The sequence below is a fragment of the Caballeronia sp. LjRoot31 genome (genome assembly GCF_964253885.1).
Lineage (GTDB): Bacteria > Pseudomonadota > Gammaproteobacteria > Burkholderiales > Burkholderiaceae > Caballeronia.
This window is the reverse complement of sequence record NZ_CAXURX020000004.1, coordinates 184,289-209,550: the sequence shown is the minus strand read 5'-3', so window position 1 is coordinate 209,550 and position 25,262 is coordinate 184,289. Positions and strand designations below refer to the sequence as shown.

Sequence of the window (25,262 nt, the reverse complement as noted above, 5' to 3'; positions counted from 1 at the left end):
TTTGCAGCCCATCCCCAGATTTTGTGAAATGATCTAATGCGGCTCATGCACGTCGCCAGGGGCGTCGTGCGGGCTAAGCGGATTGAAGGGCAGGGTCTGTTCTGCGGTAGGCAAATCGGCGGTACTCCAGCCACCACCAAAGGCCCCGATGAGGGTAACTGCTGTTTGTAGACGTCGAGTCTGCACCTGCACTTCGGCAATTTGCGCGGTCAGCGCAGCGATCTGGGCAACGGTAACATTCAGATAGTTATCCAACCCATCCGTGTATAAGCTGAGAGCCATATTTTGCGCTCTGACCGCTGCTTTCAGCGCGGCTTCCTGCTGAGTGGCTTCGGTCGAGAGCTTGCCGGTCAATGTCAAATTGTCTTCAACCTGCTCGAAGGCTTGCAATAAAGTCGCGCGATAATTGTCCGTCGCTTGGTAAAACTGAGACCAGCTCTGCTGCAATTCTGTCTTTCGCAGGCCACCCTCGAACAGTGGCAACACAGCGGATGCGCCAAAGGCCCAAAGGGCGTTCGGCAGTGAGGCAAGGCCAAATCCGGTATCCTCGAATCCGGCATTCGCGTTAAGGTGGACGTTCGGATAAAACGCGGCCCGCGAGACGCCAATGGATGAATTTTCCGCTGCCATCGCACGCTCCGCTTGCGCGACATCAGGGCGTCTTTGTAGCAGCGCGGAAGGCGCGTCGACCGGGATCGTGGGAATGGTGATTTGGGCATCCGCGATCACTGGCAGCTTGAAAGTACTAGGATTGACGCCAGCCAGGGCCGCGATGGCATGCTCTAGCAGTGCCCGTTGTGCTTGCACCTCGGTGTCGAAGGCCTGCGCGGAGGCAAGCTGGTTCTCGGCGCGAGCAACGTCCAGGCCCGAGGAGATCTTGCCAGCAAAGCGCAATTGCGTGATCGAGACGGCTTTCTCATAAAACGTAATCGTCTGCAAGTAGACGGCATGCTGCGCATCGAGACCGTGGATCGCTATATAGTCGTTGGCGAGTTCCATTTCCAAGCTTAGTCGTGCCGATGCAACCTGCGCGGCTGTAGCTTGCGCATCCTGCTGGGCAAGATTGGTCCGGTTGCGGATTTCGCTCCAGAAGTCGGGCTCCCACGAAGCCACTGCGCCGTAGCCGTTCGACTGAGATTGGATCGGGCCGGTTCCACTGTGGAACAGGGTATGAGCGGATTCCTTGTTCTCGCTGACGAATGCCTGGGCGTTCAGTTGCGGATAAAGGCCCGATCGTATTTCGCCGACAATATCCCGGGCCTGTGTATAGGTTTCTTCGGCCGCCTGCAGGTTGGGGTTGGCGGCATCAAGCTGTGCCTCGAGACGATCCAGTTCTGTGTTGCCAAATACCCGCCACCAAGGACCTCGCGCGAGCTGATCTTGCGGCTGCGCGACGACAAAGGGCCCGGAGCCTTGATACTGGGCAGGCAGGATCATGTTTGGCGGCGAATAGATAGGCGCCAGATCGCAGGCGGAAAGCAGCGTTAGTGCGAGACAGGCAATGTATCCGGTAGGTCGGGCGCTGAGCATTACTTGTCCGAGTCGTCGTTACGTGCAGCTTCAACCTTCGCGCGCTGTGCTGAGCTTAGGTTCTTTGATTCGTTCCCATCTACGCGGAACTGCGCCTCAGGTGCAATCCCGGGTACACCCGGCACAATCCGCACCTGCTGGCCTTCCAGGACGCCAGCCGAGGGATTGATGATCAACCGGTCGCTGCGCTTCAAGCCGGACGTGACCTGCACTGTTTGACCGAGATTGAGGCCGAGCCGGACGTTCTGAAGATGCACCTTGTCTCCCGGGCCGACTAGTGCGATTTGCATGCCTTGTGCGCGGAATAGCAGTGCCTGCTCCGGGACCACAAGCACGTTGGGATCTAACGGGACGACGAAATTGACATCGGCATACGTTCCGGGCCAGATAAGATGATCGGGGTTGGGTACCAAGAGTTCGGTCACCACCGTACGCGTTTGAGGGTTGAAGGCATTAGCGGTGGTCTCATAGACTGCCTTGAATTTCCGATCAGGATATTGAGGCAACGAGAGGGTCGCTGTCAGATTCGGTTTAAGCATGGCGGAATAGTCCTGCGGCACCGATACAAACACGCGCATCTCGTGAATGTCAGAGACACTGAACAACTCATCCGAGGCACCTCGCGCGCCGACGTCGCCGCCGGCAGCGTTGACGTAGTTACCCACGTCGGTATTGCGTGACGTGACAATCCCGTCGAACGGTGCAACGATCCTTTTGAACCCTTCCAGAACCTTGTAGCGCGCAACCTGATGCTGTGCTGCGCGTGCCTGGGCTTGTTGCGCGGCAGCGCCGGCCACTTGCACGTCGACTTCCTGCTGCGACACAGCCTCTGTGCCCGCGAGCGCCGTCCAACGTTTGGCGGTCACCACCGCTAGCTTATAGTTGGTCTGTGCTACGTCGAGATTCGCCAGCGCGCTCTCGTACTGTTCGTCTACAGCGGGTGCATCAATAGTGGCGAGCAAATCGCCAGCTCGCACTGGAGCCCCATAATCCTTGTACCACTTGAGCACATAGCCCGAGACCTGTGCGTAGATCGGCGCTGAATACCAGGCTTTGATGGTTCCGGGCAGCGTCATGGTGCGTGTTGCCGGTCCTGGCGTAGGGGAGATCACCTGCACCTGAGGTAGGGAATCCTCGTCAGCGATGTCGCGCAGATTGGCGACGGCATTGCGTCGCTGGACAATGCCGAGGACCACCAGTCCAACAACGATCAGAACGGCAATCGTCATCAACAGTCGGCTTCGAGTACGGCGCGAGAGGGGAGTGTTTCGGCGGGTGGTCATACGTGTGATTCCATGTCTTTGTTCTTGTCGCGATGCAAAAGAGCGAATACGCAAGGCACGAACAGCAAGGTTGCGAACGTTGCAATCAGCAGGCCACCAATCACAGCGCGGCCTAGTGGCGCATTCTGGGTGTTGCTGAATGACATGGGCAGCATGCCAATCATCATTGCAAGAGCTGTCATCATGACCGGACGAATACGGCTGAAACCAGCCTCGATCGCGGCGGCGACGGGATTGCCATGCTCAGCCAAATGGTCTCGGGCAAAAGAGACCACTAGGATCGAGTTGGCGGTTGCAGTGCCCATGCACATGATCGCCCCCGTGAGTGCCGGTACAGATAAGGTCGTGTGGGTAAGAAACAGACTCCATACGATTCCGGCCAGGGCTGCAGGCAAGGCGGTGATGATGATGAAGGGGTCAAGCCAGGACTGGAAATTGACGACAATGACCAGATAGACGAGCAGAATCGAAAGAGCAAGGCCGCTTATCAATTGGATGTAGGCGCTGCTCATCGTCCGCGCTTGGCCGCGCAGGTGCACCGTAGCGCCTTGCGGAACGTCATGGGCCATGTCCGCGACAACCCGTCCGACAGCGTCGCTCACCGCTCCAAGATCGCGCCCCTGGTTGCTTACGAAAATGTCGATCGCCGGCAGGATGCTGTAGTGCGAGGCAAGCAACGGTGTGCCCGTCTGGGTGATTCGGCTGAGTGCCCCTAAAAGTTGAGTTCCATCGCCGGTGGGGTCGCCATCACCCTTGTCTATCGGTATTGTTTCTAGGTTGTTCATCGACGTGAGCTGGTTTTGCGGCGTCTGCATATTGACAAGATGCGACACACCGGAGCTCGTGTCGAGCCAGTAGGTGGGTGCGGTTTGGCCGCTGCCGGACAAGGTCGACAGTGCATTGTTGGCGATATCGGATTCCGTCAAGCCAGTACCTAAAGCAAAGGATCGAGACACCGCAATCTTTAGTGTCGGCTCATTGAAAGTCTGCTGAATATTGACGTCGGCACTACCGGGGATGCGTCGTATGCGTGCTGCCATGGCTTGTGCGTACGCGAAGTTGGCGGTTTGCCCACGACCTGAGATCTGCACATCAATCGGGGCCGGCAGACCGAAATTGAGGATTTTTGCCGTTATGTCGCCCGGCAGGAAAGTGAAGGTGGTACCTGGATACAGCTTAGGAAGTTGCCGGCGCAGCTTGAATCGATAGTCGTCAACCGGCGACCGATCATTCTTCAAGCTGATTGTGATGTCGCAGTCTTGCGGGCCGATTGTGCCGGTAGCGTTGTACGCTTCGTTGATGCCGCTCGCGGGCAGACCACAGTTGTCTAAAACATTGCTCACTTGACCCTGCAGGATCTGCCGGATCGAGCCATTAACGAGAACGGCGATTTTGGATGCATCCTCTAGCCGAGTACCGACCGGCGCGCGCATGTGCAGGTCAATCTCGCCGGATTTGATGCTTGGGAAAAAATCTCGCCCGAGAAAGCCAATCAAACCCAATGAGCCGAACGAGGCGGCGGCGAACACGAGGATAAAGAGTTGGCGCTTGGCTACGACCCGAGTCAATACAATCCGGTAGCTGTCGCGAAAGTCGGAAAACCGGTGCTCGAAGCCCCTTTGAAATCGTGTAAAGAAACCCGGGTTGGCCCTGCGACCATGCTTGTGTTCCTCGACCTGGCCCCGGAGTAAATAAGCGGCCATTGTCGGCACCAGCGTGCGCGAGAGGATGAAGGAGGCAATCATTGCGAAGATGATCGCTTCTGCTAGCGGAAGAAAGAGATAACCCGCAATCCCGCCAAGCTGGAATAGCGGTAACCACACGATGCAGATACACAGGGTCGCCACGAAAGTAGGGACAACGATCTGGTTGGCAGCGGCAATGATTCCAGGCTCAAGTTCTGCCCCTGCTTCGAGATGCGAGTCGATGTTTTCGATCATAACCGTCGCATCGTCTACAAGAATACCGACAGCTAGCGCCAGACCGCCCAGAGTCATCACGTTGATGGTCTGACCAAGCCATGAGAGCACTAGCACCGAACACAGAATCGAGAGCGGGATCGACGTAGCGACGATAAGCGTCGAGCGCCAACTGCCAAGAAAGAGCAGCACGGTCAACCCGGTCAAAATGGCCGCTGTGATCATCTCCTGCACGACCTCATCCACCGAATCACGAACGAACCCCGAAGCGTCGTTTAGTGTCGTGATCTTCACTCCTGGGGGGAGAGTACGGATGATACCCGGAAGCGCTTTTTTGATTCCGTCGACCACTTCGAGGGTCGATGCATCACCGCTCTTCAGAATCTGGATCAGCACGGCTTGTTTGCCCTTCACCAGAACCGCATTGATCTGGGGTGGCGAGCCGCGATGCACGTAGGCGACGTCGCGCAGATAGACGGTAGCGCCACCGACGATCTTGATCGGAAGGTTATTGAAGGTCGCCACTGCGATAGGACTTGCGTTGGTCTCGACCATGAAGTCGAGACCACCGATCTTCTGGTCGCCCGCCGGAAGCACGACGTTCTGCGAACTCAGCGTATGTGCAACATCGGAGGCCGACAGCCCATGTGCCAACAGCTTGGTCTGGTCAAGATCGATCTCGACGTTCAGCGATGCGCCTCCATAGGGCGTAGGGATCGCTGCACCGGGTACTGCAACGAGTTGCGGGCGGATCAGGTTGGATGCCATGTCGTAGACTTGTGAGGCAGTCATACCCGCAGCGGAAACCTGAAGGTCCAACACCGGAACGGAAGACGCGTTGTAGGAGAGAACCTGCGGTGGCGTTATACCGGCTGGCATTTGCTTGAGAACGGTTTGAGAGGCCGCCGTGATCTGTGCTTGCGCAGCAGCCACGTTTGTGCCGGGCTGGAAGAATATCTTCACGATGCCCCGCCCATAGAGCGATTGGCTTTCGATATGCTCGATGTTCTCAACCGTCGAGGTTAGAGCTCGCTCGTAATAGTAGATAACACGGCCGGACATGTCCTGTGGCGAGAGACCGTTATAAGTCCACACGACGGCGACCACCGGGATCCGGATGTTTGGAAAAATATCCGTCGGGGTCTTGAACACTGCCATACCGCCAAAAAGCACGATCAGGATGCTCATCACCACGAAGGTCAAAGGTCGGCGTAGCGCGACTAGGACAAGAGCGTTCATAGGGTACGGTCGGAAAATCCGGACAAAATCTGCGTAAAACTGCGCTGCGCGAGCAACAAGATAAGTGATGGATGGCTATACTCGACTATCTCTTTGCTTTGCGACGGTGGCCGCGGTCAGGACTCTTGAGTGACCATTTCCCCTTGGCTAATCGGGAGGTGAAAGGTTCTAGAATGATTGGATCGTCTCGGTCTACCGACGCCATTTTCTGCATGATCTTTTTATTCCATGAAGTTAGTTGTTGTGGAGGCCGGAAGACATAGCGTGGCCCCGCGTGCGCGGTTCAAGATTGCCAAAATGTGAAAGGGCGTCTACCGCGGCGGACGGATGGTTGCGCCTGGAGTCCAGAATTGACACCACGCCCGATTTATTGGCGACGTCGAACCGTTCGAGAGCAGGGCCACAAACTTCATCGTCGTTGACGAGATGCTCGCGAAGTCAAGCAGTTCGCCATTGGGGTAAGCCCGATTGGGAATTCGCGTTGCGGGTTGCCCGATGAGCGACCAGCAGGCCTCAAGACATTGTTGGATCACATCGGTCAGCGAGACGTGTCCGGGCCGCCAAGCCAGTGTCTGGGTCGCAGAATGTGCTTCGAACATGGAAACTCTTGGTCTCGCCGTGGAAGACGACATACCCGTTTGTCTCGAGGCGAGTTCGAGCCTGGGAAAGGCGACAACACGGATCAAGACGCGCATGGACTGAAATTGATTCATATCGGATTCTTCACTAGATAAGCGTCGCATGTTCAACGACGACGTCTAAAATAGCAACGCCTGACGGATTAAGAGTTTTTTATGGTCTAGCCGATGCGCGATGCGCATCGGCCGGGTCGCCCGCGCCCTCACTATTTATTTAGTTGAGGTTTCACTTCGTTGTCCGTGGTGATCCGTATCCGGGGTTTTGCCTTTCGGAGACGTTACCAAGGGCAGGCTATTGCTTGATCTGATAAACAGTGGGATGAAGTTCGACGGTTAGTAACACGTGGAACGTTTCGATGCTCCGCGTCATAACGCATAGATATCGAAATTTGAAAAAGTATTTTGCAAATTTTCTTGAATGATTTCACGGTCACACTTGGGTTACCACTAGCCCCAAAGTACCACGCCAACGTTGTTTTTTTGCCAAGAGTAGTAGTGTTGCCGACTCACTCCATCTTCACTGCATTTAAAAATAGTTCACAATGCCATTAAAATATCTATCCCCGATAGCAACCCTCGGCGATCGCGTCGTCGGATCCGTTCGGTTCGTTCGCTGGTACGCTTGGCGGATTAGCGAACTAGGAAGCGGTAGCGGAAATATCACACGAAGGGATTCGCTGAAGCGCGCTCGCTTCATCACGCTACGCTGATGCATTATCCACCCGCCGGGTATGGATGGCGGCATTTCGCGATCCGGTGAGTGTGGTGCTTTACAAGCTGATGACCGCATTACGTAAGTGCTATGCGAGCGTGCGAGATCTTGAGCCATTCGATATCCCGAGGTTTTCAGGGGCACACGCCTTTGGAGTGTGAAGGGCAATATTGTATGTAATCCCAAGAATAATATCGAAACAGAACAGTATAACCTGTCAAGCCGCATCACTGGCCGCGTAGCGCGTCAATTCGGACATCAATACAATCGGAAGCTCGTAAAACTTGAGAAAGTGCGGTCTGTTGGACATCCAAATGGCCGCGGCCCGTGACTTCGAGGCGGCTAACTCGGTCTTGACGTCAACAGCGAAGGGCCTGTGGTAAACATCGCCTAGATCCAACGCTAATCCGCACCAAAGCCATAGAAAAGCGAGCAAGCAGTACGCATTCCGCACAGACATCCGGGCAGTAAAGGTTTGAGGTTGACCCTGTTTGAGAGGTGCTTCCGGCGCGATGTGCTTAGGTGGCTCGCTTCTCTTCAATCTTCTGAATAAGTTGATTAGCACAATATAGGAATAAACGGCCTGTTCCGTAATTTCATTTTCTGAAAGATAGATTTGTGGATATTTTTGATGCCTGTGTGAAATTCAGCTACGTACACTCTGACCGCGCTCTAGAAGTGCGCTTCACTGCTTTCTCCCACGACAGATATGGGAGCGGCAAACACGTTCAACCACATCCTATTTCGGTGAAAAAAATGAAAGCTTACTGGGGTGCATGGATCCCTGCGTTACTCATCTGCGGCGTCGCGCACGCCCAAAGCAGTGTCACGCTCTATGGCTTGATCGATGATGGCATCGACTTTACCAATAACGCCCGTGGGCATAGCGCTTATCAGATGGTTAGCGGCGATGTCGTCGGCAGTCGTTGGGGCGTGAAAGGAAATGAAGATCTTGGCGGGGGCTACAGTGCTGTCTTTCGTCTCGAGAATGGTTTTAATACCAACACGGGGGCTCTCGGACAGGGTGGTCTCGAGTTCGGTCGCCAAGCCTACGTCGGACTTTCGTCTAAAGACTATGGTACGGTCACGTTCGGTCGCCAGTATGATCCTACGATCGACATGTTCAGCGACTTGACCGCTGCCGGTAACTGGGCCGGAGATTTTGCGGCGCATCCGTTCGATAACGATAACTCGGACTGGGATTTCCGCGTTAACAACTCCATCAAGTATGTGAGCCCCACGTTTCGCGGCTTTTCCGGCGAAGCGATGTACGGTTTCAGCAATAGCACGGGCTTCGCAGACAATCGCCTTTACAGCGCGGCCGGGCAATATCAAATGGGTGGTTTGACGGCGGCGGTCGCTTACATGAAGATTGACAACCCGGGCCTCAACTCCTCGGGCGCTGTAACGAGCGGTAGTCTCTTTACCGGCTCGTCGCAACAAGACATCGATGCGGGAGTGTCTTACAAATTCCAGAAAATGACGGTAGGCTTCGCCTACTCACACACAGACGTCTACGATCCGACCGGCAGCGCTTACTTCACTGCGAATGCCACCCAACCGGCCGGCGGCGACTGGAATTCATGGAAGTTCGACAATTTTGAGGTTAACGCGCAATATTACTTCCAGCCTGACTTCTGGCTCGGCGGAGCGTATACCTATACCCGAGCTCAACTCGATTCCAGCGTGGGAAACTTCAGTCCGAAGTACCATCAAGTATCGCTCATGCTCGACTATGACCTAAGCCCACGTACATCGGTCTACATCCAGGGCGCCTATCAGCACGTTGTGAGCGCGAATACGGGCACCGATTTCGATTTTGCCCAAACTCCTGCGTCGGCTGGCATATCTTCAACCGCAAACCAAGTGCTCTACCGCGTCGCTATGACGCATCGCTTCTAATTCGTAAGTCAAACCCTGCAGCGTCATTCGATGTTGTATTAAAGCCCGGAGCCCAACAACAGGTCCGGGCTTTTTATTTGCTTTTGGCAGATGCCTCGCTGGTGGAATTCTATTAAAAAAAACTTCACTCATCCGAAAGCAAATCGGTGTTTGGCCAGAGGTATTCTGACTAATCGGCCGACTTAGCAAGCTGCTTCGAGTGCGCTTCTTACTCGCCGGTCGGCAACCAACAAACTACCTAGGACAGTATCATGAACACTTTGCAATGCCTCGCGGTTTCGTCCATTCTCCTGTTTGCTAACGGAAGCGCCTTTGCAGATGCGCACCTTACCCCGCAACAATGCGATGACTATCCATTCAAGCGGCCGGTGGGCGAGGTGACACACGCACAGTTGATGCAGGAGCTGGCCGAACTACAGGCTGCAGGCTATTCCGGTCGAGACGACAACGCCTACTATCCAAACGATCTCCAACAGGCCGAGGCGACCCTGCAGGCGGAGTACAAGAGGGACTGCTTGCAGTTGCGTCAGCCTGATTGACAACCGCAACAGGCTGGAGCTGTGAATGTATTTCGGGACGACGCGAATGCAATGATCGCCTAGCGGGCACGCGTAATTGAGGTGCTCTAGATGAACGCTACAAGGTGGTTATACAGTCAACAGACTAACAATGCGCCAACTCGATGAAATCAATCGTCGAAGCGGCGTGTGGCGAACTTCTGACGCTGAGCGTGTGCCGACTTAGCATTAGATGTTTGAGGTCGCTGGTTCCCCATTTCCCCGGCTATGCGCGCTCGATCCTTCACCCGTCGCATCTCCAGTGTCATGAACTCCGCCGCATTCATGTTCAGGTATTTACATCGTCCTTTTGCTTCACTTCGGTCCACTTTATACACGAGGGCACGAATGATTGAGTTTCGATGGAACCTTGAGCCAAGCCGTGTTTTTAACCAAACATTGGCTCGGGTGTAGCACCGCAACTGTCGCGGCAGGCGTCGTGCCTATCCACTCACTGGCGTGTTGGCGAGGGTGAATCCGCGCTTACGTTCATCGAGACACCAATCTTGACGGTATCTTTAGTAAGAGTCGACGTTCTTGAATGCAGGCCTTTTCACTCAAGTAAGCTCACGATCGTTTCTCCGTGGGGGGCCAACAATACGCCGAAGCGGAAGATCTTCTGATCGTTCCGGCTTACAATCGCAACTAGGCAAACATGGGATTCTCCGATGTCGTCCAATCTCTCGATCTCGCCCTCTATAACGGCGTGCGTGTTCTGTACCGACGGGGAATAACGGTAAGCTTTCGCGAGCGCGGCATCAATGCAGCGCTGCGCTGTCTCGTTGGTCTTAAGCTGGTGAGCTTTGTTGCGGGTGACATGATAAAACGTATCGCCCGCGCAGATTATAAGAACGGCGCACAGACTGATAAGCCAACGCCTAGCTGTGAATCGAACGTTTGTCTCAGCCGCGTCAGCGGGCCGAATCTTTGTATTCATTATTGGCGAAAATATCCGATCCTATTGATTCTGGCATGATTCCTATCGTCGACATCATTGCGCCTGATGTAGATTTATGCGGTCGTCTGGATTGTCCACGCGTCCAATCGATCTCAAATGCTTTGAACGGCATGATGCGAGATGAATCCACCACTTAAACGGTCAGGGACGAAATTGCATCCTACGCAGCTACCGCTCCTAAATCTGCCCGACTACGAAAGCCATGGGAATTATAGCGGTCACCTCATTCTATAGATACGGTAACAAATAGGGTCCCTGTACCTTCTAAGCGCTCAACGTAGTTTCCATTCAGGAAAGGTTGATTTTGTTGATCATTGTCTGCATCGCCAACAGCGAGCAGATGGCCCGCTCCATCAAACTCTGCTGGTTCTCGAATCGACTGAGCGTGGTTAATTTCACCGGTTGGCTGCCAGGGCCGGTCGTCATTGCATTGCGGCGGCGTTTGGCCTTTGCCACAAGCGTCATTGAGCTTGCGAGTGTTGCAACGAAAACAGGACTATGTTGTAACGAACTATCGTCATAGGTATTCCATAAGATCACTGCGCACGGCACAATATTGGCTTGTCATTTGCTCCAATGAAACAGCTGCATGGCGTATGCATTGGGGCATCAACATTTGCCCGATTTTGTGCGCGCACTCCCTTGGGGAGCGTACGTCACGCGAGGTGTCGTTTTCTAGCGCGCTGGCTGCCTATTGGCGTGACGAAACCGAGAGCCCCGCACTTAGGAATGCGCAGGAGCCATGCAATCTCGACGATATTCTTGCCGTAGTTTATGTTCGGCGCGGTTTATTAGCCGTGGATAGTGCGGGTCATCGACGCCGGGACGATAGCCGACTGCCTCAAGCTCAGCCAGTTCTTGGGCCAACTGAGCGTGGGTGATCTCCCCCACCGGTTGTTTGAACGGATAGTCGTTGCATTGTTGTGGCGTTAGCTGGGGTGCCGCTACAGCCGCTGTGCTCGCAATTGCTAAAACACCAAATAGAAGTGATTTGCAGAGAGTATTCATGTACGTTCTCCGAAGTATCTGGTACACAGAAGTTAACTCGCTCCTACCAGCCTATAAGGTCAAGAAACCGGTTGGATATAGCCAAGAGTAGTGAACATTTTCGAATATTACGAGCTCGGGAGGGTGAAGACTTTTTCATTCATCCAGACCTTGTCGTTCTCGAGGTCAGTTCCAGCGATGGCGAAAGTGGTTGGAGGGAATGCCGGGACGAGCGATTCTCTTGAGCGGTCGCTGAACGGCTCATAGCATGTCGTTTCGGCTGAAGTAACGAGCTCCACTGTTCACTTATTCAACGCGATCGCGATGCATCAGCTGAGCAGGCGTCAGCACGGAGGGGGCGACTGAAACGATAGACGTTTTTGAATCGAACCGACCTAACATGCATAGAAATCCAGCGTGCAGCTACGTGCGCGAAGAAAGCCAACAATCTTCTCGCTTTTCCGAGCAATGATTAGTTAGCCGATAAATCGCACACGTTTGTCCGGCAAAAAAACCAATCGTGGGGGAGAGTTTTTCGTTCCGCGATCGTTGCCCGGCATGCCCGGTTCGCCGCGTATGCAGCATTTCCGATCCGGGCACATTTGTCCATCGCGCGGTTTGGCCACAAAACTGCGGCTTGCATTCCGCATGCCCATGCTTTAAAAAAAGGCCCGGAATGCGGATTTACACGAGTGGGATCTCGATCTATTGCTTAGTGATGGGCATACAACGTGCTGTTCAAATAGGCGAGCTGCCCGTCTTGTTCCGCCTCGACCAGTTCCTGGTAGACCTGCGCGCGTGTCTTGGGCGCAATAGCCTGGCCGTACGGGGGCGTCCAGGTACCCTGGTCGGTCGAGCCCATCTGAATGGGGCTTGCTGCAGAGTCGCCGGTTGTTCCGGGATTCATCGAGCTGGGCGCAGTCTGGGCGGATGCCGAGTTGCTTGCAACAAACAAAAACAGGGCGGCGATAAGGGTCGTTTTCATGAGAGCTCCTTGATAGAGGCCGAGCACAGTTGACCGAACTGCGAGACGCAGCCAGCTTCGCGACTCGGTAGAGATAGAATAAGCGAGCGGGAGTATCGATCAAGATACCTAAGCATGAAGAATGTTTTAGGTTGCGCGCGCGCCATTCGACGGTCTTTAGCGAGTTTAGCTGTGACCCAAACGCCATAGATCATTGACTCGACTTTGTGAACGAAACTGACGGCGTTGTGCCAAGAGCGACCTAACTTATTGGACGCAGCGGTGAGCATAATCTCCCGATTCTCTAATCACTGGCTCAGTTGAAGAGGTAACCCGATCCACGTATGGTTCGGATCATCGGTCGCACCGTCAGCGATTCGACCTTCTTCCTCAATCGGCCCACGTGGACATCGATCAGATTGGTTCCCGGATCAAATCGGCATCCCCATACTCCCTCGAATATCATCGTGCGCGTCAAGACCTGTCCAGGGTGGCGCATCAGAAACTCAAGTACACGAAATTCGGTTGCCTGCAAGCTGAGTTCTTGCTTGCCAAAAGTTGCCGTTCGTTTGATTAAATCGAGTTGAAGTGCGCCAACGCGTAAGCTTGTCTCTTCGACCCGAAGCGGCGATTTGCGTCGAAGCAGAACCTCCACACGTGCAAGTAGTTCGGCTGGAGAGAACGGTTTTGTCAAATAATCGTCGCCACCCGCTCGTAGTCCGCGTACTCGTTCGTCGACATCGGACATCGAACTGATGACCAATACAGGTGTATCTATGCCGACGCTGCGCATAGTGGTAAGTATAGATAGGCCGTCAAGGTCGGGAAGCATCCGATCAAGCGTTATTAATTCGTAGTCGCCTGTCATGACCTTTGCGATGCCTTCACGTCCAGAACGAGCCATATCAATTTCGTAGCCCGGCTCGGACAAGGCTCCGACAATCTCGTCAAGCATCAGTTCGTCGTCTTCGACAGAGAGCACTTTTGGCATAGTGACGTTTCCTGATAATGGGTTGAACTATGCTACAACGCGCAACATCACCGCCTCCTCGGGAGCGCGATATTGACTGACCGTGTAGTCGATGAAATTCCTAACTTTGGCAGAGAGAAAGTTCCTTCCCGCGTATACGATCGACAAGGGCCTAGCACCACTCGTGATTAGGTACTGACCAAGTATGGGCAACAACCGACCTGCCTCAAGATCATCTTTTACGAGCGGCACGGGCAAGAGGGCAATACCCATGTCAGCCAGCGCGGCAGCCCTAATGGTTTCGCTGCTGGTTGCGTGAAGTGCGCCACCGGCCGAAACTCGCTGCACATCACGTCCGTCGGAGAATTCCCACATCCGAGCACCGCCATCAGCCGCGGACAAAAGGTTATGCGTATTCAGGGCCGAGACACTTGCAGGAGAACCACACTTTGCAAGATAGTTAGGTGAGGCGACGGCGATTTCGGCGAATGCTGTGAGTTTGCGGCATACAAGCGTTGAGTTACTTAGAGACCGCTGGGTCGAAAATCCGACATCGAAGCCGCCCTCGACCATGTTGATGGTGGTGTCACACGTGGTCACGTCAAAGCCGATCTGGGGATGCATGTTGCGGTAGGTCGCTAGTAGCCCGGTAAGCCCCGTATTCGCGAATACGGTCGATGCGGCAATACGTAATGTTCCGCTCATGTCGCGCGTAGACCGGACTAGCGAAGACTCCATATCGTCTAGTTGATCGATGATAGTTCTGCAAATTCCAACGTAATCCTCACCTTGTTCAGTGAGAGAAACGTTGCGCGTCGTACGGTTCAATAGGCGCATGTTCAGATGTGCCTCAAGCGTACTAACGCTCCGAGTGACCGCCGCTGCCGACATTCCAAGTTGTTTCGCGGCAAGTCCGAAACTTGCCAAATCGACTACACGAGTGAATACCCGCATAGCTTGAAGTTGATTCATGATCGGTCGCCCAGAAAGGAACGAGGTAATGATCACAGGTAGGGAAAAAAAGCTCACGATCAGACGCATTAAGTCTTTTTTAACATTCTGATATGAGTCTTTCTTTCTCGTTTCGCAAGCATGCGTCCACTGGGACTGCCTATGCAGACAAAGCGTCATTTTCTAGCCACCGCAGATTGGGGTGAACTTTTCCCATTCGCTTTGGTCCCGGACAAGCGCTCGCAGAAAGACCGAACGTGGTGTTGCGGATCAACGACGTTCGCAACAGGTCTTTGGCCCGACACACCCAATGGATTTAAATCGGTGAAAACCATTACTGGCGGGGCAGGGATGTTCATTCGTTGTGCTTCTTTCAATTTTTGAAAATACGCTTTCCAATTTTTTCGCACTTACTCAACGGCAAAGGGTTCGTAGACTTCGGTCCACGGGATACCGCTGGCGGGCGTCAACGTGCGGCTCGCCACCCCGTAGAACACCATTGCTTAAATCACGCCGCATCGCGGCGTGAGATTTTATGGAGTTGAAAATGAAGAAATTGCTTTTGGCAGCAACGGTTTCGGGTTTGTTCGCGGCTACGACGGCTCAGGCTCAAAGTAGCGTAACCATGTATGGCGTGCTCGACGCTGGCCTGATCTATTCAAGCAGTCAGCAAGTACCGGGATCTACCAATTCGGGCCGGGTTTTCGGCATGGGCAGCGGCGACCTCAGCCAAACACTGTGGGGCTTGAAGGGCAGCGAAGACCTTGGCGGCGGGATGCATGCGATCTTTAAATTGGAGAACGGATTTAACCTGAACAACGGAGCATTTACGCAATCCAACGAAATCTTTGGTCGCCAAGCATGGGTCGGCTTGCAAAATAACACCTACGGGACGGTCACGGTCGGTAAGCAATACGACTTCATGGTGGACTATCTGTCTCCTATCGCGGAGGCGGGCGCTGGCTATGGTAATAACCTAGCCGCTCACCCGTTCGACAACGACAATCTCGCGGAGAGCTTCAGTATCAGCAATGCCGTGAAATTCGAGAGCGCGAATTACGCCGGTTTTAAGGTCGGGGGCTTGTATGGCTTCTCCAACTCTGCAGGTAGCTTCTCTGACAACCGGGCCTACAGTCTTGGCGCTTCTTATGCCAACGGACCGTTGAACGTTGCGGCGGCCTTCCTGCAGATTAACAATCCAGGAGGGGGGCTGACGGGCGCGAATCCCGCGGGAGCAGTGAGCAGCACGGACAATACGGCGAACTTTATTGCAGCACGCCAGCGTGTCTTTGGCGCGGGTGCGAACTACGCGTTCGGGCCGGCGGTCGTGGGGTTTGTCTGGACGCACACCAAGCTCGATGGCCTGGGCGCGGTAAATGTAGGCGATGGATATGGCTCGTTGGCAGGCAACAGCCTGCGCTTAGACAACTATGAGGTGAACGGGCGTTACGCCCTTACGCCGGCTTTGAGTCTCGCAGGTGCCTACACATTTACGGATGGTGCTTTCGACTCGGCGACGGCGAATGCCAAACCCAAGTATCACCAGGTCACTCTGCAGGCAGACTACGACTTGAGCAAGCGCACTGATGTCTATTTGGAAGGCGTATATCAGCACGCCGCCGGTGGGGATGGCACGCTGCTCGGCGACGCGAGTATCAACGGTTTGGACCAGTCATCGACAAATAAGCAGGTTGCTGTGACGGTCGGCATGCGTCACCGGTTCTGACATGCCATAAGGTTGGAGAAATCCCCCGGGGAGTATGAAGCGTGCCGTGATTGCGCCATCGCTCTCCAATGAATACTTCATAGGTATCGAGGTGTGATGCCTGTGAAGTACTCGAAAGTAGTCGACAGTTGCTCTACTGGATTTGCAATCCCAAAGATGTATCAGCTTTAATCTTTAAGCATTGTTTTTTTAAGAAAAGCAGATGCGAAAGGCATCATAATTCTTCGTAGTTGAACGCGGAGGTTAACAATGCGGCGCCAAATGAGAACCCAGCTAGTCAAAGAAGGTGATGCACAAGTTGTCCGTCTTGAGGTCGGTTCGCACCTCGTGCACCTAGATGCGGATGATATCGATTCGCTAATTGAGCAATTGGGTGCATTTAGGGCCGCAATGCTGCCTGCTGTTCCAGGCAAAGTTTCTCGAACACATCAGTACGCGATCGAAGTCGATCCCAGTTGGTACGCAGAGCCACATCCCACCTCCGACGCCGTAGTCGTATTTCTGAGGGATACAGGAATCGGATGGGCAGGTTTCGCCATATCGCGACGCAAAGCTGTAAAGCTTTGCGAAGAGCTTTCTAGCTACGCGAACGCGCCACTCAGTCCCGTTGGCCTCGCAAATTAGGACGCTGCACGTTTTCGTGCAATTCATGACATGTGCGGGGTAGAGGTATTTTCGGGAGAAGAGCTGGGTCGGACCTCGGGAGGCATGCCATTACCGAGCCTTGAACGGTCTCGACGACGATTAGTTCTTTCCCGGCACTTCATATTAAGTCTCATCGCTTGACCTAACGAGATGGAGGATGCAGCCGTGCTGAAGCTTGAGTTGCTTAACCAATACGGTGCACATTCGTTGCTAGTGTCAATGGAAGAGAGTCAGGTACTGCTCGATCCATCTGAGATTGATGCTTTGATCGAAAATTTGAGTAGTTACCGCACGAAGTTGCAACCCGCGGTGCCTACGTCGATTAGTAAGTCACACAAGTACGTGATCGAAACCAATCCAATTTGGCACACGGAAGGAAACCCCTTACTCGATGGTGCTGTCGTTTTCATGCGGCACACCGGGTTCGGTTGGGCCGGGTTCGCCATACCGAGAGCCAGCCTTAAGAGGTTCATTGAGACGGTTTCCGCATGTGCACGTGGAGAGCGTACGTCAAATGTCATCCAGTAGATTGCGTTCAACCAAGAGCGAAGCGTCTCGGACTTCCGGAGTGGAGGTGAGCTCATGTTCGAAATAAAATCGACGAATAACACCGTCTGTAGCAAATAGGAAGGCGATGACTTGGTATCGCGGCACAGAGCACGGTCCGACGTTCGCTCGATTTGACAATGGGAACCCGCGAGGAACTGTGTTGCTCGCGACGGGTTTTTCCGCCTGCGATGTACCGTGACGGGCACGCACCATGGCCACTAGTATCATGGCCGTGCCCAAGAATACGACCCCGTGCAACACGTACCATAGGATATGATTTTAGCTATCTTTCGACCTCTCAAGCTACCAAAAATCTATACCCACTCAACTATGGCGAACGAAAAGCCCAATGAATGATTGGGGTACTAATCCTGAGAGTTTGATCAGATGGCGAAGAAGCTGAAAGGAAGTGGTCGGGCTGACCCGCATATTCCCCGTGTCATGTTATTGCCGGTGCCGGCTATTAGCGCTCAGACGATGTCGCTTCGAGCCCACCTGGGTCTAGTGGCAATGCGAGAGGGGAAGGGGTCATTCGTTATCGCGACGCACCTGCTCGGAGTGATGTACTTGGCTTACTTGTTACATGAGGAGCCGCTGGGTGAGCTTAAGCTTCGAGCATTCAATACTACCCAGGACGTACTGAGGAGAAGCGTGGCCAGTGCTAAGCGCGACGGCGTTTGGCGGATCGACCAAAACGATAGTTGGTGTCTCGAGCAAGTCGTGACTTTGCATGACGTGCAAATGCAGTCGATGCCCGCGTATTTGATCGCAAAGGCACGGCTGACGCTTCATCATTTGCTCGATAATGATAAGTTTGCCGACGTCACTATTTCTAGCGTCAACAGGCTCTCCCTGGCACCGAAATGATTTGCCTTTGTTCGGGATTTCAAATTCAGCGTTAGAAGGTTGGTTTGACCTTGAGATTTTCGATCCAGCAATCAGCAATGAGCATTGGGCGTGGGTACCCGACGGGTGGCTTCTAAACTTCCCACCATCGGCGTCGCTGGTGTCGGTGTAGCATTTAGGGGATGAAACCAATCCCACTCAGATTCGCGCCGCGAACGTACATGCAGACGGCTAAATCGAATTGGGACCGTGCGATGCGATAGCGAAGGTGCGATAGCAAACGCCCGGGGCGCCCGGGTTACCGTGTTGTCAACGCTACATGATTGGAATGATCGCGGAGTATGTCGGCTTGGACCGCTGTATTACCGGCGCGAGATTGATGTCGAGCCAATTCCGATTCACTCACATTCACGCATGCACGCGTTTCGTACGGTCTCGTTGCATCCCACCGACACCGCACGGACAAAAGTTAAAACAACGTGCGGATCCCGCTCGCAATGATGTAATTGGTCGGTTCCGAGCCGATAAACGCTGCACCGTTAAACTTTGAATACATAAAGCCGGCGTACACATCCGTACGGCGCGTCAGACTATAGACCGCTAGCATTGAGTATTGCCATTGGTTGCCCCCCGCGACGGCTGAGGACTGCATGGTCTGAGTATCGTAGACACCGACGCCCACATCAAAGCTAGGGGTGAATTTGTAGTCTCCGCCGGCGAAGTACACATTGACCTTCGTCGGGTGCACTGTATTTGTCACCGTTCCGCTGTAGCCAAAGTAGTCCGCGGTGGCGCCCGCTCCGACTGGATCCGATGGCGCTTTAAGCTCGTAGTGTTCGTATCCCCCTTTAATTGTTCCATCTCCAATTGTGTATTTGGCTGCGATCATCACATCCTCGTCATTGTTTAGCGTCAGCGCACCGACGTTCGTTCCGATCAAAGCGCTCCCGACGGCGTTCGCGCCCACGAGCGCTCCAGAATGTAGTTCGTCGCGGGCGCTGTAATATGTCGCCTGAATACCTAAATTATGAGCTTCATACCCGACGTTAGCTCCGAAGGTTGACCCCGCCCTGAAGTTACCGGCGACGCCGCCTAAACTATAGGACGCGCCATAGTTGATTGGACCGGTGGTATTCGTGTACTTGATATTATTATCAGTGCGAGAACCTTCTGTGATCCCACCGGCGGAGTATGACCCTGAGAAGCCGATTGGGGAAAACAGCTGTGCCGCGAAAACCGGGTCATAATTGACGATCGTATCGAATCCGAGTGTCGTGGTGCGACCAAAGGCCAGCGATCCATACTGGTCTTTCCGCAACCCGACGAACGCTCCGCGGTTAAATAATTGTCCGTTTAGCGCTGAGGCAGCTCCAACCGAATTGTTCGTACCGGCGATCGACCCAGCGGTGTTATTAAGATTGCCAGAGGGAACATTAAATCCGGATTCCAAGCCAAAGAAGGCATGGAGTCCAGCGCCGAGGTCCTCTTTACCGCGGATACCCCAACGCGAGTCAGACATGCCTCCGTTAAACATACCAACGACGTTATTGTTGAACTTCGTGCTGACCTTGCTCACGGGGTTAATTGTCGCAGGAAAGAGCGCGTTTCCGTTCGGACTATGTTGAACGTCGCCGATTGCAACATCCATGATGCCGTATAAAGTCACGCTATTCCCGTCGTCCGCGTGCGCCGCACCGACGCACAATCCTAAGATCGACGATGCGAATATGTGCATTTTTCTGATTTTCATATAGGTCTCCTCTGTATATGGCGTCGCTCATAAAGAGCGTGCGCAATAAGTGTTATAGCGGTGATCGTCCGGTGCGCGATCAGTCGTGGGCATTCCGTATGGAATGCGTTGTAATATATGTTTTTTTAATAAAATTAAAACGCAATTCTATTTTTCGGAAAAAGTGTTGTATGGTTGATAATTGTGCCGTGAACGGAACTAAAATTCAGATAGCTTATTGAGACGGTTAAATGTGTACAACTTTTCATTCGGGATTTCCCTAGTCGTGCATAGAATGGAGATGTCGTTAGAAGCGGCAAGGGCAGTACGCAATCGGCCGCTCGAAGGCGGGGAATGGAGCACAGCGGGTCGAAACTTTTTTGCTTTCACGACTATTTATAGTGCCGCATTGATCCGATTCAACGAACGGTTTTGTCGATTTCATTCGATTCTCGGGCTTACGACATTTTTACGCTTTTACATTAGGTACTAGAGTCGGATTAAACCAATTTTGTCGGCTGCGGGAGCCCTTGCACCTACTTCCCGTCCAAGATGACTACCGCAAAAACCAACGTTACTCGACTATTTGTGCTGGCAGATTCGAATGCATTAACTGTCGCATATCGTTAGCGCTCGCCGACAACTTCCGCTAGGTCGGACGCTACAGCTCTTACCAGCAAAACTCATCAGGCCTTGCCACTCGAGGCAGTATGAAGATGTCGTAGGGTACTGAACCACCAAAACCAATCTGTGGGATTGGCGAGATGCTCCCAGGTGTCTCAGAGATGTTCGCTAAGAATGTCATCCTCATGGGGATTGGAGGAGATCGGATAAGCAAACTACCTATTGGCTCAGCCGTGGCATGAAAGAGGAATGTGTCGAGTCGGACCTCTGCCCAGCCGTCGGAGAGGAGTTCGGAACCTCCTTCCGGACGCTTATCTTGAAACTTGATCTCCGAGAAATTTTGAGCAGGTTACGGTTCGTGGTCCGCTGCAACCTCAGCGAAGTAGTCATCTTCATTAAACGATGATAAAGATCATTCATCGAATTTTGAGGGGTATCCAGATCTGACAGCGTTAGCTCCCTGATTTTGAACGGAGGTCGATAATCGGAAGGTTGATTCAATTCCTGCCTAAAACTTGCTCAGAGTGGCCATGATGTTCCGGTGGTGCGCGCCAGAAACGATGGGGCATCTCCGCATCCAGTTGCTTATCAATATTGCTAATGAAATATTTATTTCATCAACGAAAACAGCCGCCTGATGAATTTGAAAAATAGCAGCTCCCCGCTTCCACTAAGAATAAAGGCATAAGAGGCATAAAATCGAAATGATAAAATTTCCCCGCCAACTGAAAGAAAGTTTGCAGAACAACCGCTTTGATTGGGCCTACGGCGCCGCCCGGTATCGTAAGGGCGAAAACCGAAACTTCAGTGAATGCACGGGCCTTCATTATCCTCTACAAAACCAAGATTGAATGGCTAAAACTGATTCTCTAAAATAGAATAGAGATCGAATAAACCCGCGATCGACCATGCGAGTAAATGATGGGTGCGCTGAGAGCGAGTTGGTGGGCGCGTGTTATGTCTAGATGCAAGAATCTAGTCCAAAAACTAGGCCATATGAACAGTTTTGATAAAAACTATTTTCATCGTTTATTTTGGTCTGGAAATTGTGAAGTAAAAGTAATTTTTGTCATTATTATCGTGCTTTACATCGTGATTCATATTACAACTTGCGCAATTTTTTCTATCTTCGAATGTTCATAATTGGGACCATTTTACTCGGTCACTGCCGCTTGTCTTTATCGCCCGGATAGCATGCTCAGAACCGAGCTAAGGCAGCTTGCTTTGCACCGGGTATGAACTCCGGATCGAAGAGCAATCGATGTGATTCACATTGCCGTCGGGCGCGCATCACGTCGAGTTAGACGGCCCACTGCACCCGCAGGCCCAGAGCGACGGGTAAGCCAAGGTTGCGGTTAAGCAACGGTGCACAAAAAAAATCGCAGCACTAAAACTCTATTCTTTCAACAAGAACGTTGATTTTTAACGATTATTCCGATTTTTAATTTAAAAAACATTTTAGTTTTGTATCGATTAATTAATAATTGTAATTTGCGTCGATAGATATATCGCAACTGCCTGATCCGACTGGGTTTCGTTTTTTAGAATTCTTTCAGAATTAGCTCGCACCTTCCGTCTACAGTGTCGAAAAAATGTTTGCAATTCAATTCGCACTGGTGTTTGTCCGAAGGCGGCCCGGTATCTGAACGGCGCTCTATGAAAACTATACTCACTACCGATGTGTGTCGGGAGAAATCAGAAAGCTCTTTCCGGCGTCACTTCAGATGGGTCGTACCCCGGACGTAGTTTATTCAATCTTTTAGGAGACCGTAGTGAAACGAACTATCCTAGCAACTTTGTTGGCTGGATTGGCTAGCATCGCGCAAGCCCAAAGCAGCGTCACTATATATGGTCGGCTTGATAACGGGTTGCAGTACGAGTCCGGTCTTCCGCACGGCCACACGTATAGCGCGGAAAGCGGGGATTTTGGTCAGTCGGAATTCGGCGTTAAGGGCGCCGAGGATCTTGGTGGCGGTACGCACGCAATCTTTCAATTGGAAATGGGCATAGACACGCAAAATGGATCGTATGGAAACGGTTCACTGTTTGGTCGGGCCGCGACCGTTGGCCTGTCGAACCAGACGTTCGGAACGTTCAAGATGGGCAATTTGGGTGCGGGTGAAATCCAGCAAGACAGCTTCGACGTCGATCCGCAACTCATGCAGGCTTTCGCAATCTCAACCTTGGTGCGGGGTCGCAACTGGTCTCAAGCAGGCAATGGCCTTGAATATACCTCGCCAACCTTCGGCGGATTGAGCATCAAAGGGCAGTACGATCTGACCAACAGTTACACGTGGAATGCGGGAAGTCCAGGCAGCGCGCCAGGTCAGTTGGGTACGTCGACTGGGCTGGGAAGTGCACAAGGACGGTCTGGCGGGATCAAGGCACAGTACAACGCGTCGATTTTCGAGTTGCAGGCTATCTACGATGAGATCCGAGATCAAAACGGCCAGTTCAGTAACGTGTATCTCGCATCGCGCTCCGCCTTGGCAGGTGGCAACGTTACCCTTGGGCCAGTGAAGCTATATGCAGGTTATCAGCACTTGAGCGCACCCAACGCCTCGAACGCCGGGTATTACGGCACTGCAACGCCAACTGCCCTGCCTGGGGGCACCTCTTTGCCGACGGCGGTCGATCATGAGTTCGCTGGGGCCGCGTGGCAATTCTCGCCTGCTGCGAGCGTCACAGCTGCCGTTTATCACGCGAATGCGAACAACGGTAACGGCAATGCGACGATGTACACCTTGGCGGGACAATACAATCTCTCGAGGAGGACTTTTCTGTACTCAGAGGTCGGCTATATTCACAATAGCTCGACATCGAATATCGGGCTGGGTGACGGCTACAGCGATCCGTACGGCGCGAACGCAAACAACGATCCCGCAACTGCAAACAGCACAACTAACCCGAACTATGGTCACGGGCAGGTGGGCGTGTTTGCAGGCATCATGACTAATTTCTAAATCTGTCTTGCCGCGCGAACGGCCCAAGAGAAGTTTACGTGCAACTTAATACTTCCCCGTATTTGAGCGTTGGGATGTTGCCGTCATGTCTTTTGCTTCACAGAGTGGGCGATGCTGTCTCCCCTCTTCTTGCGGACTCGGTTTTAGCTCCGAAATATGTTTCACTGACGGCAAGTAGTTGCGACAAATTTAGAGGATGAACGTCCTCTGGGAGGTTATCGGCATCAGTCGATGCCGACCACAACGTTTTAATGTGCGTCATTTGAGTAGGCGGGGCACGCTAGGTCATGAGTGCATTGCACTAAAGGAGCAATTGATAAGTTAATGATGGCCTGCGCCCCATCTACACGAGATCGATGCGCAAATTCACGTCGATTTCCGAACCGGGCGGCCGATTCTAAGGCAAGCAGAATGAAACGCTCGAGTTTAGGTAAGCACATTTTTCTAATGCAACGGAGGAGAAGATTGATGAAATCAATGGAAATCGTGAAGGCCTTGGGCTGCATCGCTGCTGTGCTATTCACGCTGAATGCATATGCAGCTGACAGCGGCACGTCGGAGACTCCATCTACAGCGGCGGCTCCTTCTACTAAGGCCTTAAATCGGGCGCTCGCGAGGAAGGTTCACGGCGCACTTTCCAAGAAAAAAGGTCTTGATCCGACTCACATCTACGTCAAGGCTGTTGGTGGCGCTATCACGTTGACAGGCTCGGCGGTGAACCAGGCCCAGATCGACTTAGCAACTGAAGCGGCACAAAACGTGGAAGGCGTGACGTCCGTGACAAACAAAATCTCCGTTCGGGCGCCTAGCTGAAAGATGTATTACGAATGCGGCCAACGTTCAACACCTTATCGAGGCTCGTCGGGAGGTGGAACGGCTTGAATGAGCTTGGTGATATTGCACGAGCATGGTTGTCGGCGTCGGCAGTCGCAGGTTTGCACAAGTGAGTGGTAACGGGTGGCAATGTCACGCTTGTTCCGGCTCGCTTAGATAGCCTCGACCAGATTCCATTTACCCTGACGTTTTCACGAAGGCGATTGCCCGCTGTTCGCAGCGGGCTCTTTTTTTAAATATATCAACAGGACTGACATCGACGGCGGCTTGAGGTGCGTGGTTTCCAGGGGAATGTCGAATGCCTAGCAGCCAACGCGCCTGGACGAGATTAACGGTATATGGGTGCGACTCCTGATAGCGTAACGCTCTACAAGCGTGAATCCAGAGACACGCTAGCGGTTTCACCCAAGGACTAGGCAATAATATCCGTTCTGGCGGGGACCATTGATAGGCGCGGTTTCATACCCATGAGTAAGATTCAGGCATGCATGCATTGCGACAGGGCCGCTCGATCGCAGGGTGGTTGTGGGGTGCGTGCGGTCCAGCAAGTGCTCTAGAAACGGATCATTGAAAGTTGACCGCGTCGTGAGTCCCTGATACGCCTACCGGAATAAACGGGTCGATCGGTTTCTTCTGAGCTAGGCCTGAACTGAAAGGGATCGGTTGGACCAGCGTCCCGCGGTAGCTCTGCTGATTCTTGTGAGCGGGTTTCTCCTAGCTGACCGCACGTCCGGAT

The 25,262-nt window shown here is 53.1% G+C and carries 16 protein-coding genes; 7 read left to right on the top strand and 9 right to left on the bottom strand.

Annotation, left to right across the window (positions count from 1 at the left end; genetic code table 11):
* Positions 1-33: 33 nt before the first annotated feature.
* The 3 genes from ACSQ8V_RS38960 to ACSQ8V_RS38950 are packed head-to-tail and all read right to left on the bottom strand — an operon-like array spanning position 34 to position 5,971.
* On the bottom strand, positions 34-1,530 hold the full coding sequence (locus tag ACSQ8V_RS38960) for an efflux transporter outer membrane subunit (RefSeq protein WP_436209443.1): 1,497 nt from the start codon (positions 1,528-1,530) through the stop codon (positions 34-36).
* Complete coding sequence (locus ACSQ8V_RS38955) at positions 1,530-2,759, bottom strand: efflux RND transporter periplasmic adaptor subunit (RefSeq protein ID WP_436186714.1); 1,230 nt, start codon at positions 2,757-2,759, stop codon at positions 1,530-1,532. The genes ACSQ8V_RS38960 and ACSQ8V_RS38955 overlap by 1 nt, the downstream gene beginning before the upstream one ends.
* Before the next feature lie 50 nt (positions 2,760-2,809).
* Positions 2,810-5,971, bottom strand: a complete 3,162-nt coding sequence (locus ACSQ8V_RS38950) for an efflux RND transporter permease subunit (RefSeq protein ID WP_436209442.1) — start codon at positions 5,969-5,971, stop codon at positions 2,810-2,812.
* Positions 5,972-8,077: 2,106 nt separating this feature from the next.
* Between ACSQ8V_RS38950 and ACSQ8V_RS38945 the strand changes: the two genes are divergently transcribed.
* From ACSQ8V_RS38945 to ACSQ8V_RS38935, 3 genes are all read left to right on the top strand, one after another.
* A complete protein-coding gene (locus ACSQ8V_RS38945) occupies positions 8,078-9,223 on the top strand; it encodes a porin (protein WP_436186712.1) in 1,146 nt (381 codons plus the stop codon).
* A gap of 251 nt (positions 9,224-9,474) precedes the next feature.
* The gene (locus tag ACSQ8V_RS38940; protein WP_436186711.1) at positions 9,475-9,762 is read left to right on the top strand and encodes a DUF4148 domain-containing protein; all 288 of its coding nucleotides are present in this window, start codon (positions 9,475-9,477) and stop codon (positions 9,760-9,762) included.
* A 673-nt stretch (positions 9,763-10,435) separates the two neighbouring features.
* Entirely contained in the window at positions 10,436-10,756 is a 321-nt protein-coding gene (locus ACSQ8V_RS38935) for a hypothetical protein (protein WP_436209441.1), read from the top strand.
* Between the two features lie 270 nt (positions 10,757-11,026).
* Here ACSQ8V_RS38935 and ACSQ8V_RS38930 read toward each other — a convergent pair whose 3' ends face one another.
* The 5 genes from ACSQ8V_RS38930 to ACSQ8V_RS38910 all read right to left on the bottom strand — a co-directional run bounded on the left by ACSQ8V_RS38930 (position 11,027) and on the right by ACSQ8V_RS38910 (position 14,700).
* Complete coding sequence (locus tag ACSQ8V_RS38930) at positions 11,027-11,203, bottom strand: hypothetical protein (protein ID WP_436209440.1); 177 nt, start codon at positions 11,201-11,203, stop codon at positions 11,027-11,029.
* A gap of 258 nt (positions 11,204-11,461) precedes the next feature.
* Positions 11,462-11,746 carry a DUF4148 domain-containing protein gene (locus tag ACSQ8V_RS38925; protein ID WP_436186708.1) on the bottom strand — a complete coding sequence of 95 codons (285 nt, stop codon included), beginning with the start codon at positions 11,744-11,746 and terminating at the stop codon, positions 11,462-11,464.
* A gap of 691 nt (positions 11,747-12,437) precedes the next feature.
* Positions 12,438-12,710: a DUF4148 domain-containing protein gene (locus ACSQ8V_RS38920; RefSeq protein ID WP_436209439.1), complete on the bottom strand. Its 273-nt coding sequence runs from the start codon at positions 12,708-12,710 to the stop codon at positions 12,438-12,440.
* A gap of 295 nt (positions 12,711-13,005) precedes the next feature.
* Positions 13,006-13,680, bottom strand: a complete 675-nt coding sequence (locus ACSQ8V_RS38915; RefSeq protein WP_436186704.1) for a response regulator transcription factor — start codon at positions 13,678-13,680, stop codon at positions 13,006-13,008.
* A gap of 27 nt (positions 13,681-13,707) precedes the next feature.
* Entirely contained in the window at positions 13,708-14,700 is a 993-nt protein-coding gene (locus tag ACSQ8V_RS38910; RefSeq protein WP_436209438.1) for a LysR family transcriptional regulator, read from the bottom strand.
* 457 nt (positions 14,701-15,157) lie between these two features.
* Here ACSQ8V_RS38910 and ACSQ8V_RS38905 point away from each other — a divergent pair, with 457 nt between their 5' ends.
* The gene (locus tag ACSQ8V_RS38905; RefSeq protein WP_436209437.1) at positions 15,158-16,336 is read left to right on the top strand and encodes a porin; all 1,179 of its coding nucleotides are present in this window, start codon (positions 15,158-15,160) and stop codon (positions 16,334-16,336) included.
* A gap of 1,581 nt (positions 16,337-17,917) precedes the next feature.
* Complete coding sequence (locus tag ACSQ8V_RS38900) at positions 17,918-18,397, top strand: hypothetical protein (RefSeq protein WP_436209436.1); 480 nt, start codon at positions 17,918-17,920, stop codon at positions 18,395-18,397.
* 448 nt (positions 18,398-18,845) lie between these two features.
* Here ACSQ8V_RS38900 and ACSQ8V_RS38895 read toward each other — a convergent pair whose 3' ends face one another.
* Entirely contained in the window at positions 18,846-20,126 is a 1,281-nt protein-coding gene (locus ACSQ8V_RS38895; protein WP_436209435.1) for a porin, read from the bottom strand.
* A gap of 2,375 nt (positions 20,127-22,501) precedes the next feature.
* On the opposite strand from ACSQ8V_RS38895, the gene ACSQ8V_RS38890 reads away from it, so the two are divergent.
* Both ACSQ8V_RS38890 and ACSQ8V_RS38885 read left to right on the top strand, forming a co-directional pair.
* Entirely contained in the window at positions 22,502-23,692 is a 1,191-nt protein-coding gene (locus ACSQ8V_RS38890) for a porin (RefSeq protein ID WP_436186699.1), read from the top strand.
* Positions 23,693-24,160: 468 nt separating this feature from the next.
* Positions 24,161-24,505 carry a BON domain-containing protein gene (locus ACSQ8V_RS38885; protein WP_436209434.1) on the top strand — a complete coding sequence of 115 codons (345 nt, stop codon included), beginning with the start codon at positions 24,161-24,163 and terminating at the stop codon, positions 24,503-24,505.
* Positions 24,506-25,262: the final 757 nt, after the last annotated feature.

Excerpts from the sequence above, each read along its gene's own strand:
- ACSQ8V_RS38930 (WP_436209440.1), bottom strand. The coding sequence starts at position 11,203 with ATGACGCTTGTGGCAAAGGCCAAACGCCGCCGCAATGCAATGACGACC.
- ACSQ8V_RS38955 (WP_436186714.1), bottom strand. The coding sequence starts at position 2,759 with ATGACGATTGCCGTTCTGATCGTTGTTGGACTGGTGGTCCTCGGCATT.
- ACSQ8V_RS38945 (WP_436186712.1), top strand. The coding sequence starts at position 8,078 with ATGAAAGCTTACTGGGGTGCATGGATCCCTGCGTTACTCATCTGCGGC.
- ACSQ8V_RS38940 (WP_436186711.1), top strand. The coding sequence starts at position 9,475 with ATGAACACTTTGCAATGCCTCGCGGTTTCGTCCATTCTCCTGTTTGCT.
- ACSQ8V_RS38925 (WP_436186708.1), bottom strand. The coding sequence starts at position 11,746 with ATGAATACTCTCTGCAAATCACTTCTATTTGGTGTTTTAGCAATTGCG.
- ACSQ8V_RS38935 (WP_436209441.1), top strand. The coding sequence starts at position 10,436 with ATGGGATTCTCCGATGTCGTCCAATCTCTCGATCTCGCCCTCTATAAC.
- ACSQ8V_RS38895 (WP_436209435.1), bottom strand. The coding sequence starts at position 20,126 with ATGAAAATCAGAAAAATGCACATATTCGCATCGTCGATCTTAGGATTG.
- ACSQ8V_RS38900 (WP_436209436.1), top strand. The coding sequence starts at position 17,918 with ATGGCGAAGAAGCTGAAAGGAAGTGGTCGGGCTGACCCGCATATTCCC.
- ACSQ8V_RS38910 (WP_436209438.1), bottom strand. The coding sequence starts at position 14,700 with ATGCGTCTGATCGTGAGCTTTTTTTCCCTACCTGTGATCATTACCTCG.
- ACSQ8V_RS38915 (WP_436186704.1), bottom strand. The coding sequence starts at position 13,680 with ATGCCAAAAGTGCTCTCTGTCGAAGACGACGAACTGATGCTTGACGAG.
- ACSQ8V_RS38905 (WP_436209437.1), top strand. The coding sequence starts at position 15,158 with ATGAAGAAATTGCTTTTGGCAGCAACGGTTTCGGGTTTGTTCGCGGCT.
- ACSQ8V_RS38885 (WP_436209434.1), top strand. The coding sequence starts at position 24,161 with ATGAAATCAATGGAAATCGTGAAGGCCTTGGGCTGCATCGCTGCTGTG.
- ACSQ8V_RS38920 (WP_436209439.1), bottom strand. The coding sequence starts at position 12,710 with ATGAAAACGACCCTTATCGCCGCCCTGTTTTTGTTTGTTGCAAGCAAC.
- ACSQ8V_RS38950 (WP_436209442.1), bottom strand. The coding sequence starts at position 5,971 with ATGAACGCTCTTGTCCTAGTCGCGCTACGCCGACCTTTGACCTTCGTG.
- ACSQ8V_RS38960 (WP_436209443.1), bottom strand. The coding sequence starts at position 1,530 with ATGCTCAGCGCCCGACCTACCGGATACATTGCCTGTCTCGCACTAACG.